Annotated in this window: 7 protein-coding genes and 1 pseudogene; all 8 read right to left on the bottom strand. The window is 53.3% G+C overall.

The genetic code is table 11. The annotated features are described in order from the left end of the window. Positions 1-185: 185 nt before the first annotated feature. Positions 186-1,037, bottom strand: coding sequence for a phosphatase PAP2 family protein (locus JRI95_03740; GenBank protein MBW2060657.1), 852 nt, complete (start codon positions 1,035-1,037; stop codon positions 186-188). A 453-nt stretch (positions 1,038-1,490) separates the two neighbouring features. After that, positions 1,491-1,746 (bottom strand): annotated as a pseudogene (locus tag JRI95_03735) (GIY-YIG nuclease family protein). A 372-nt stretch (positions 1,747-2,118) separates the two neighbouring features. Continuing rightward, a complete protein-coding gene (locus tag JRI95_03730) occupies positions 2,119-3,552 on the bottom strand; it encodes an RtcB family protein (protein MBW2060656.1) in 1,434 nt (477 codons plus the stop codon). Positions 3,553-3,565: 13 nt separating this feature from the next. Further along, positions 3,566-3,982: an archease gene (locus tag JRI95_03725; GenBank protein MBW2060655.1), complete on the bottom strand. Its 417-nt coding sequence runs from the start codon at positions 3,980-3,982 to the stop codon at positions 3,566-3,568. A 45-nt stretch (positions 3,983-4,027) separates the two neighbouring features. Next, a complete protein-coding gene (locus tag JRI95_03720; GenBank protein ID MBW2060654.1) occupies positions 4,028-5,074 on the bottom strand; it encodes an NAD(P)-dependent glycerol-3-phosphate dehydrogenase in 1,047 nt (348 codons plus the stop codon). Then, positions 5,071-5,910 (bottom strand): tetratricopeptide repeat protein, encoded by an 840-nt coding sequence (locus JRI95_03715; protein MBW2060653.1) that lies wholly within the window; start codon positions 5,908-5,910, stop codon positions 5,071-5,073. Before JRI95_03715 ends, JRI95_03720 begins: the two co-directional genes overlap by 4 nt. A 19-nt stretch (positions 5,911-5,929) precedes the next feature. Further along, positions 5,930-8,374, bottom strand: coding sequence for a DNA gyrase subunit A (gene gyrA, locus JRI95_03710; GenBank protein MBW2060652.1), 2,445 nt, complete (start codon positions 8,372-8,374; stop codon positions 5,930-5,932). 46 nt (positions 8,375-8,420) lie between these two features. Next, a complete protein-coding gene (gene gyrB / locus JRI95_03705; protein MBW2060651.1) occupies positions 8,421-10,838 on the bottom strand; it encodes a DNA topoisomerase (ATP-hydrolyzing) subunit B in 2,418 nt (805 codons plus the stop codon). Positions 10,839-10,856: the final 18 nt, after the last annotated feature.

The raw sequence follows: 10,856 nt of genomic DNA, 5'->3' as shown, positions 1-10,856 counted from the left end.
CGCTAACGACCGACAACCACACATACCTGCCAAAAGCCTGGAGCCCTTTCCAATTGCACCGATCAAATCCCAGGCTGCGTTTGATCCAGGAAATGACAGACTCGACTCCGGCCCAGGATAGGGTGATCCCTGAATTCCGGGATCTGCTCTTATTTCAAACGCAATACTGTATGTATCGTATCGGCCTAAAACGTGTACCTGATAGTTAACCCTATTCCGCGCCTGGTATTCGTAATAAAGGGAAGCACGGCCCACCTGGCATCAGGCTCCCGGTGACAGCGGCTCAGCACCTTCCCCATGGCAAAACCTAAAGCGGCTCCGGCCAGCACGTCTGAGGCGAAATGATCGTCCTGGGAAACCCCCGAAAGACTGATCAACACCGCGGCCGAATAGGCTAAGAGTGGTACAGGGGGTCCATAGCGGTCGGCAAACACGGCCGCCATTGCAAAAGATCGGGCCGCATGACCTGAAGGAAAGGAGCCATCAAAATCATGGAAGGGATGGAAAGAGACCTTCCCGTGTCCATCGTCCGGACGATCCCGACCCACGGTGAATTTAACCAGTCCGGTCATGACCTCTGTAAACAACTGCGCCTTTGTGCTTAACAACGCGGTTTGCAGGAACTTATCCCCGCGTTTATGCCTTCGAAGCCACAGACCAGCGCCAATCAATCCGATATTGCCGATGAATACGGACTCGGCGGACCCAATGGTTCGAAGGTAATCGCCGATCCGATTGATCGTTTCCGTCCGGTTCGTTTGAAAAAAATCCTGGATATCTTCATCTATGATCACCAGAGCGCCCATGGCAGCGGCCAGCCTGGCAATCGTCAGGGCGTCCTGCTTATCCGGCCGCAGCGCCGCCCCAAAGATGTATTTTGTATCCCGGGCCAGCCCCGGCCCGGCCTGATCCATGATACAAAAGGCGGCTGACTCGCCAGCCTCAGCCGAACACAAAGAAACAGCCAGGCCGCACGCCGTCAGGAAGGCAAACACGGCCATGAATATTTCAATATGCCAGCGTTTCTTTAAAATCACGGTCCGAAATCAAGGCCGTCCGTATCTGGTTGGCAGGATAAAGTCTATGCCTGGATTTATACAAGTTCAGCGTCTTGAATTCTTGCTTTCACTTTATATCAATGAGGGTTAAAAAAAAATGTTCTGATATGAATTCATGCCTGTGCAGGCATGAGAGAACTTCTATTAACGGGATGTTGGTTCTCTCTGTCATGTTGGGCAGGCTTTCCAGCCTGCCGGTGCAATTTCACTCAAGGCCAGACTGTGCAACAGATTGTGAAGCAATGGCCTTCTGGTTAATTTCTTGATAAATTCTGGTTTCCTGCTTGCGCAGGAATGACAGAACTTCAGGGTTTATGGTGGTCTTCACGGCAATGTTCCTTTAAATTCCCCGATCTGGATATATAGGCTCCGGTTTCAGCGTGAGGAACCACAATCAGATTTGTCATTCCCGCGAAAGCGGGAATCCAGGATTCAAAGCAGGTCATCGTATAAGTCTTTCCATTCAGGGTTAATTCTTTCAATAAGTTCTAACTTCCATCGCCTTTTCCACCTTTTAATCTGCTTTTCTCTTTCGATTGCTCTGAGGCTATCTCTTGTCTCTTCGTAATATACCAATCTATGAACACCATATTTTTTCGTAAATCCGTTTCACAAGATCGTTCGTTACGCCAAGATATAAGGTGCCATTTCTTTTACTTGCTAATATATACACATAATAATTCTTCATGATATAATTTTAGAGTAGTTCTAAAAAATATATTCCTTTCTGGATTCCCGCTTTCGTGGGAATGACAGTGGAAGTTGTTGTTATTCCTGCGTAAGCAGGAATCCATGTGCAAAAAAAAATAATACCCAAAAGGAATATAATTCTGACAATCGCTATAATTGTTGTTAATAGATTCCTGCTTGCGCAGGAATGACAGAACTTCAGAGTCTCTGGTGGTCTTCACAGCAAGGTTCCTTTTGGCCCCCTGATCTGGATATATGGGTTTCGGTTTCAGCATGAGGAGCTACAGTCAGGGTTGCCATTTCCGAAAAAGCGAGAATCCAGGGTCAATCAGGCCGGGCAATTTGATCTTCACGCCTTCGCTTCACAGCCCTAACCCTTGATCAGTCCCAGCGGCTTGAGGCGGGCCACCTTTCGCGCCAGCCCGGCCTGATGGACCACCTCAACGACGCGGGTGACATCCTTATAGGCCTCTGGCATCTCCTCGGCCAGGGTATCCCGCCCGGAGAAGCGCACCACGATGCCCTGCTGCTCCAGTTCACCATATATGGACCGGCCCTTGGCCTTCTTCCTGGCTGCTGTGCGGGACAGGACCCGGCCGGCGCCGTGACATGACGACCCGAAGGATTCCTCCATGGCTCCGGCCGCTCCGGCCAGGACAAAGGAAGAACGGCCCATGTCTCCTGGAATGAGAACCGGCTGGCCGACATGACGGTAATCAGCCGGGATATCGGGGTGGGTGGGCGGGAAGGCCCGGGTTGCCCCTTTGCGGTGCACGCAGACCCATTGCTCCCGCCCGTCAACCTCATGCCGCTCTTTTTTGGCGATATTGTGGGCCACGTCATAGACCAGGTTCATCCTGAGGTCCCGCGGGCCAAGGCCGAGGGTCTTTTCAAAGCTCTCCCGGGTCCAGTGCATGATGACCTGACGGTTGGCCCAGGCATAGTTCGCGGCCGCGGCCATGGCCGCGAAATACTTACGCCCGGGCTTCGACTGAATAAAGGCGCAGGCCAACTGGCGATCTGGCAGGGCCAGCTCCTCCTGGTTGACTGCCTTCATCATCGTCTTGAGGAAATCGTCGCAGACCTGGTAGCCAAGGCCGCGGGACCCGGAGTGAATAAGGACCGTGACCTGATCCTTGAACAGGCCGAAGGCCTGGGCGGCCTTTTCATCGAAGATTTCGTCCACCCGATCCAGCTCGAGGAAATGGTTCCCTGATCCGAGGGTGCCCAGCTGCTTCAGACCTCGCTCCAGGGCTCGTTCGCTCAGGACCTCCGGGTCGGCCCCTTCCATGGCGCCGCCCTCTTCAGAGTGATTCAGGTCACCTGGTTCGCCGAAGCCATTCTTAACTGCCCACCCGGCGCCGTTTGTCAGGACCTTCTTGATTTCCGCCTTGCTTAATTTAAGCGGTCCGGTGGACCCAAGGCCGCTCGGGATATCTTTGTAAAGCCTTTCAATGAGGACCGTTAGGTACGGCTTGAGATCGCTCACGCTCAGGGCGGAGGTCATCAAACGGACGCCGCAGTTGATATCGTAACCCACCCCGCCCGGAGAGATGATCCCTTCCTCAAAATCAAAGGCCGCCACCCCGCCAATGGGAAAGCCGTAACCCTGATGGATATCCGGCATGGCCAGAGAATGGCCAATAATGCCAGGCAGTTGGGCAACGTTGGCCACCTGCTTTAAGCTCCCATCCCGGTGGATTTCCTTTATCAATTCGGCGTCGGCAAAAACCAGCCCGGGAACGCGCATGGCGCCCGTGGCCGGAATCTCCCAGCGATAGTCGTCAAGCCGCTTTATCTCCATGACTGATTCCTAATTAAAGGTCAAAAATAACCCTGGCTCGCCAGCCCGCTTCTCTAGGCTTAAGCTCCAATTGATGGTAGGTCGGGGCCTTGATTTCCATTTTGAGCGCCTGGGTCGCGGGATCAAAAGGGGCCAACTTAATCCGGGCTTCAAGTCGAGTACTGGAGAGCGATTTGATTTCAGCCCCGGTCATGACCTCTTTCCGAACGGAAAAGAAATAAAGGAGTTCAGAAAGCCAGCGCACCAGCAGGTCCTCCAGGTCCAACCCTTCGAGGATGACGGTCTTTTGGATATCACCGCTTCGAGGCTTGCCGCTGAGCATGAGCTCAAACAATACAGCGCCAGCATTAATCAAGACCTCTTCCGGGGTGGCCCCGTAAAAATACACCCCCAGGTCAGCCGTATGATCCATAACCCGGTAGCGAGGCATGGAAATATTATATCATTGTTAGAAAGTTTTTTTGGATTTTGTTGGCTAAAACAGCATCCCCTGGTCAATCTCGGGCTTTAAGGTGCGGGACATAAGTTCAACCATGGCCTGCCGCGGCTCCTTGTCCTCATAGAGAATCTCGTAAAGCTTCACCGTGATAGGCATATCCACCCCTTCCTTTTCAGCCAGGTCTTTAGCGGAAAGGGTGGTTCGAACCCCCTCGGCCACGGTTTTTGTGTTTTTCAGGATATCGCATAGCTTCTGACCCTGGCCCAGCTTCAGACCGACGCCGCGGTTGCGGGAAAGATCGCCGGTGCAGGTTAGGACGAGATCGCCCATGCCTGCCAGCCCGGAAAAGGTTAGCGGGTTAGCCCCCATTCTGACCCCAAGGCGGGTGATCTCGGCCAGGCCGCGGGTAATGATGGCGGCCCGGGCGTTAAGTCCCATTTTCATGCCATCGCAGATGCCTGCCACAATGGCGCTCAGATTCTTCAAGGCACCCCCCAGCTCCACCCCAATCACATCCTGGCTGGTATATATTCTCAGTGTGGGCGAGGCAAAGACCTGCTGAAGCAGCAGAGAGACATCCCGGTCATGACAGGCCACGGTCACAGCCGTGGGCAGACCTTGACCCACCTCCCGGGCAAAACTCGGCCCGGACAGCGCGGCACGATATGCGGCCAGATTTTCAGGCAGAACATCTTCAAAGACCTGGGTCATGGTCATCAAGGTTTCATTCTCAATGCCTTTGGCAACGCTGACCAGAATGACTCCCGCCGAAAGAAATCCAGCCAAACGTGTAACCACGCTGCGCATGTGGTGAGATGGCACCGCTAAAATAACGATCTCCTGACCGCGAACCACTGTTTCTAAGTCCGTGGACGGCGTAACATTTTCGGGAATTTTTACCCCGGGCAGGTAGGCCTGGTTCTCCCGGATTGACTCTATCTGCTTGACCACCTCGTCCTCATGGGCCCAGAGGGCGACCTTAAACCCCTTAGAGGCCAGATGGCGGGACAAGGCCGTTCCCCAGGCGCCAGCTCCGACCACGCTTATCGTTCGAATATCCTTCAGGCGCTCGATCAAACTCATTTATTTCCTTTCCTGGCCCGTCCCTGCTTGCTCTTCTGCCGGGACTCAACCCCTTTAATGCGGATATCAACCGCCGGCCAATTGTCATACATCTCCCGTACATATTGATACTGCGCCAGGGCTTCATCAAGACGGTCCATGGCTTCATAGCACTCCGCGGTTTTAAAATCCATAGTCGGCCGGAGTGAACTTTCAGGAAACCTGTCAATAGCGGTCTTGAAAACGCTTAAGGCCTGCTCCGGCTGCTTCAGGATCATGTAGGCGCCGCCCAACTCATTATAAGCCCGCTCGACAAAGCGAGATTCAGGATAGCCCTCAATAAACAGTTTGTATTCCATGATGGCCTGCTCGAGCCGATTGGCCAGAAAGAAGCAATGCCCGATTTGATAATGGTATTCATCCGCCTTCTTGTTGGCCGGACGGTGGTTAAGAAGCCAGCGATATTCAATGACCGCGCGAAGATAATCAGCGGTCTCGTCCCGATAAATCGCGGCCAGGATCTCTCTGGCTTGAAAGCTGGGCTCACTCAAGGGATAATCCAGGACCAAGCGGCTGAAGGCTTGCACGGCCGGCCCCTTTTTCCCCAGGACGTAGTAAAGGATCTCACCTTTGCGCAACAGGGCCTGATCCCTGAAACGCCCTCGAGGAAACTCGTTAAGGTAATCCCGGTAAGTTTGGACCGCCTTGTCAGGGCTGCCTTTTGCGAAATGGGCGTCCGCTTCCTGAAGAAAGGCCTCCTCGTTTTTTGAGCCGCAGGCCCCAGCCAGGAAGAGAAGCGCCAGGCTGAGGAGAAGGAAGCTCTTTACTTTCTTGAACGCTGTCATATCATCTGGCACTGAGCCGGCTTGGCAGAGCTTAATCCTCGTCTTTTTCGTCCAGCCGGGCGACGGCCATGACTCTTTCTTCTGGGTCAACATTAATAAGCTTAACACCCTGGGTATTACGGTGAATGACCCGGATTTCTTTGATTCTGGTGCGGATGATGCGGCCGGTGTCAGTGATCAGCATCAGTTCATCCTCATCAACTACCTGAAAGACGGCGACGACCGGTCCATTGCGGTCCGTGGTCTTTATGGTGATGAGGCCTTTACCGCTTCTGGATTGAACTCGGTATTCGTCGGCCCGAGTTCGTTTGCCATATCCGTTGGCCGTTACGGTCAGGATATCCTTGTCGCGGGACTCACTCAGGACCTCCATGCCGACCACGCTGTCGTCGGGCGAGAGCTGTATTCCTTTAACGCCCGCGGCGGTTCGGCCCATGGACCGGATCTCATTTTCAGAAAAACAGATGGCCTTACCGCTTTGAGTCGCCAGGAAGATGAAGTTGGACCCATCGGTCAGGCCGGCTGAAACCAGCTCGTCTCCCGGGTTGATCGTCAGACAGATGATGCTTCTGCGCCTGGGATGACTGAAGGCGCTTAAAGGGGTGCGCTTGATAAGACCCTTTTTAGAGGCCATGACCACGAAACGATTTTCTTCCTGAAGGTCTCTGACTGGCAGCACGGTCGCCATTTTCTCGCCTGGAGACAGATTCAAGAGGTTGACCACGGCCTTGCCACGGGCCATGCGTCCGGCTTGGGGAATTTCATGCACCTTGAGCCAGTGCAGGTATCCGGCTGAGGTCAGAAAGAGGAGGTAGCTGTGCGTCGAAGCCACGTACAGGCGTTCCACAAAGTCCTCTTCGCCAGGCCGGGTGCCGGTGACGCCTTTACCGCCTCGCCGCTGGGCCCGGTAGAGGCTGATGGGGCTCCGTTTAATGTACCCGGTGTGAGAAATGGTCACGACCATGTCCTCTTCAACGATCAGGTCTTCCGGTCTCAGGTCTTGATCAACCGGATCAATGATTTCCGTGCGCCGTTCGTCGCCGTATGTCTCTTTGAGCTCCAGCAGTTCTTCTTCGATAATCTGGTTGACCCTTTGCGCGCTCTGCAGGATGGCCCAGTAGTTGGCAATGGCCTTGATCACCTCCAGGTACTCATCGTCAATGGCCTGGCGTTCGAGCCCGGTCAGTCTCTGGAGCCGGAGATCCAGGATGGCCCGGGCCTGTATCTCGGTGATGTCCAGCCGTTCCATAAGCCGTGTCCGGGCGGTATCCGGGGAGGCGCTCGAACGGATGAGATCAATGACCATGTCCAGTTGATCCAGGGCCGCCTTGAGGCCTTCGAGGATGTGCGCCCTTGCTTCGGCCTTGGCCAGATCGAACCTGGTGCGGCGGGCAATAACCTCCCGGCGGTGTTCCAGGAAAAGTCTGAGGATGTCCTTGAGGTTAAGAACCTCGGGCACCTGATTGACAATGGCCAGCATGTTTATCCCAAAGGAGACCTCGAGCTGGGTCATGCGGTAGAGGTTGTTACTGATTATCTCCGGCGGGTAGTCTCGCTTGATTTCCAGGACGATCCGCATGCCGTCCCGGTCGGATTCATCCCTGATCTCTGTAACCCCGTCCACCTTTTTATCCCGGACAAGCTCGGCGATATTTTCGACCACACGGGCCTTGTTTACCTGGTAAGGCAGTTCGGTAACGATCAGGGATTTTTTGCCATCCCTGGCCCGTGTTTCTATATTGACCCTGGCTCGAATCTTGATAACGCCCCGGCCGGTGCGGTAGCCGTCTAGCAGGCCTTGCTGGCCGTAAACAAATCCAGAGGTCGGAAAATCAGGTCCGGGAATGAACTGTATCAGCTCATCTACGGAAACATCCGGGTTGTGAATAAGGGCTATCAGGCCGTCCACCACCTCTCCAAGGTTGTGAGGCGGGATATTGGTGGCCATGCCCACGGCGATACCGGACCCGCCGTTGACGATGAGGTTGGGCAGCCTGGAAGGCAGAACCAATGGCTCCTGAAGTGAACCGTCGTAGTTGTCTCCGAAATCAACGGTCTCCCGGTCAATGTCCTGAAGCAGCTCATGAGCGATGCGGGCCATGCGCGCCTCGGTGTAACGCATGGCCGCCGGAGGGTCACCGTCAACCGACCCGAAATTGCCTTGACCGTCCACCAGGGGATACCGAAGAGAAAAATTCTGGGCCATGCGCACCAGGGCGTCGTAAACCGCGGCGTCGCCGTGCGGATGATACTTACCGATAACGTCACCCACGACCCGGGCGGATTTTTTATAAGGACGGTCGTAGTCGCTGCGCAGCTCCCGCATGGCATACAGGATGCGGCGGTGGACCGGCTTGAGGCCGTCCCGCACGTGAGGTAAAGCCCGGCCGATGATTACGCTCATAGCGTAATCCAGGTACGAGGTCTTCATTTCCTGCTCTATCTTGACCGGTTCTATTTTTTCGGCAGAAGTCATGCTCTTATTCCTTAAATTTATCAAAAAAATGCTTTGAGGATTTTAACTAGATATCTAATTCGCGAACCTGGAGGGCGTTTTCCTGGATAAAGTCGCGCCGCGGCTCGACCTTATCGCCCATGAGGATGGTAAAGATTTGATCCGCTTCAATGGCATCTTCCACCCGGACCCGGAGCAGGGTGCGCGTTTCAGGGTCCATGGTCGTGTTCCAGAGCTGTTCCGGATTCATCTCCCCCAGACCTTTGTAGCGCTGGATTCTCAGCCCCTTCTGGCCTTCAGCCGTCAGAAGTTGAAGAAGCTCTTCCTTTGAATTCGCCTCCATGGTTTTTTCGTTGTGTTTGAGCTGGTAAGGTGTGGCTTTCAGGGGCGAGAGCAGTCTGTAAAGCTGGAACAGCTTGACCATGTCGTCTTTTTTCATCAGCTCCTGCCCGATGCGGATGCTGTGCTTGCCGTTCTGCACCACGGGCATAGACAGAAAATAGTTATTATGCTCTTCGTCAAGTTCAGGACCTTCTAATTCCAGACCGCTCTCCCTCAAAAAGTCGGCCATCTCTTTGGTCCATTCCAGGTTATAAAACCTGGTTCCCGAATCCAGAAGATAAGACAGCAGGGCTTCCCAAAGCTCTTTCGGATACCCGCGGCGGGAAAAGCGTTCAACCTGATTCTGAAAGGCTACCAGGTTCTTTACCAGGCTTAGGAGCTTCTGGCCTTTAATGGACTCTAGCGGGGAGGTAAGCTCCCGATTTTCTACGACTCGGTTAAGGATAAATTCCTGAAATTTATATTCATCTTTAAGGTAGCTGTCTTTTTTTCCGGTTGTTACTCGATAGAGCGGCGGCTGAGCGATATAGAGATAGCCATTCTCGATCAACTCATACATTTGACGGTAAAAAAAGGTCAGAAGCAGGGTTCGGATATGAGCCCCGTCTACATCGGCGTCGGTCATAATTATAATTTTATGATACCGCAGCCGGTCCAGGGAGTAATCGTCGTCGTCCTTGCCCAGGCCTGTTCCGAGGGCCAGGACCATGTTCCGAATCTCCTGGTTGGATAAGACCTTATCAAAACGGGCTTTTTCAACGTTAAGAATCTTACCCCTGAGCGGCAATATGGCCTGAAAACGGCGGTCTCGACCCTGTTTGGCAGAACCACCGGCCGAGTCACCCTCAACCAGGTATATTTCGGCGTGTTCCGGGTCTTTTTCCTGGCAATCGGCCAACTTCCCTGAAAGGGAGCCGTCTATCATTCCACCTTTTTTCCGGGCGATCTCTTTAGCCTTACGCGCCGCTTCCCGGGCCCTGGCCGCGTCTATGATTTTGTTCATGACCTTCCGGGCCATGGCCGGGGCCTCCTCGAAAAATGAACTCAGCTTTTCGTAAAGCAGGATTTCGACCAGGCCTTTTACTTCGGAGTTGCCCAGTTTGGTTTTGGTCTGGCCTTCAAATTGAGGCTCGGGCAGTTTGATGGAAAGCACGCCGGTCAGGCCTTCACGGCTGTCGTCCCCTTCGAGCTTGATCTTCAGATTTTTTGCTAAATTAGAGGAATAAATATAGTTGTTTATGGTGCGGGTCAAGGCGGCCTTGAACCCGGAGAGGTGAGAACCTCCTTCAATGGTCGCAATATTATTGGCAAAGGTCAGGATTTGCTCATTATAGGAGTCATTATACTGAAGGGCCACCTCGACCTGCACGCCGTCTTTCACGCCTTCGATATAGATAGGCGGCTGATGCAGGGGCGTTTTTTTCCGGTTAAGGTGCTCTACAAACTCGATAATCCCGCCTTTGTACAGAAATTCCCTGGAAAGGTCGGTCGCTTCCTCGGTAATGGTGATCTTGACGCCTTTGTTGAGAAAAGACAGCTCCCGCATCCGCCTGGCCAGGGTATCGAAATTAAATTCAGTGGTTTCAAAAATCTCGCTGTCTGGCTTAAAGACAACCTTTGTCCCGCGGCGCCTGGTCTTGCCAATGACCTCAAGCCTGGTCTTAGCTTCTCCTTTTTCATAATGCTGTTGATAAACCTTGCCATCACGAAAGATTTCAACATCGAGAAACTCAGATAAGGCATTCACCACGGACACGCCCACACCGTGCAGCCCGCCGGAAACTTTATAGGATTGCTTGTCGAACTTACCGCCGGCGTGTAGTTTGGTCATCACGACCTCAACTGCGGAAATCCCCTCGGTTTTATGAATGCCGACAGGTATGCCTCGGCCGTTATCTTCAACGGTCACTGTTCCTGACGCGCCGATGATAATTTCTATTTTATCACAAAAGCCAGCCAGGCTTTCATCCACTGAATTATCCACAACTTCATAAACCAGATGGTGCAAACCCAGCTGACCCTGGCTGCCGACATACATGGCCGGGCGTTTCCGCACCGCGGTTAGTCCTTCTAAAACTCGAATATTATCGGCACTATAACTTGATGATTGTGTCTCTTTTACAGAAGCAGTCTGATCACTCATTTTTTTTCGTTTGTTCCT

The organism is Deltaproteobacteria bacterium, assembly GCA_019308995.1.
In the GTDB taxonomy this organism is placed as follows: Bacteria; Desulfobacterota; Desulfarculia; order Adiutricales; family JAFDHD01; genus JAFDHD01.
The sequence above is the reverse complement of the archived record's forward strand: the minus strand, read 5'-3'. Positions and strand labels throughout refer to the sequence as shown.

Excerpts from the sequence above, each read along its gene's own strand:
- JRI95_03730 (MBW2060656.1), bottom strand. The coding sequence starts at position 3,552 with ATGGAGATAAAGCGGCTTGACGACTATCGCTGGGAGATTCCGGCCACG.
- JRI95_03725 (MBW2060655.1), bottom strand. The coding sequence starts at position 3,982 with ATGCCTCGCTACCGGGTTATGGATCATACGGCTGACCTGGGGGTGTAT.
- JRI95_03720 (MBW2060654.1), bottom strand. The coding sequence starts at position 5,074 with ATGAGTTTGATCGAGCGCCTGAAGGATATTCGAACGATAAGCGTGGTC.
- gyrA (MBW2060652.1), bottom strand. The coding sequence starts at position 8,374 with ATGACTTCTGCCGAAAAAATAGAACCGGTCAAGATAGAGCAGGAAATG.
- gyrB (MBW2060651.1), bottom strand. The coding sequence starts at position 10,838 with ATGAGTGATCAGACTGCTTCTGTAAAAGAGACACAATCATCAAGTTAT.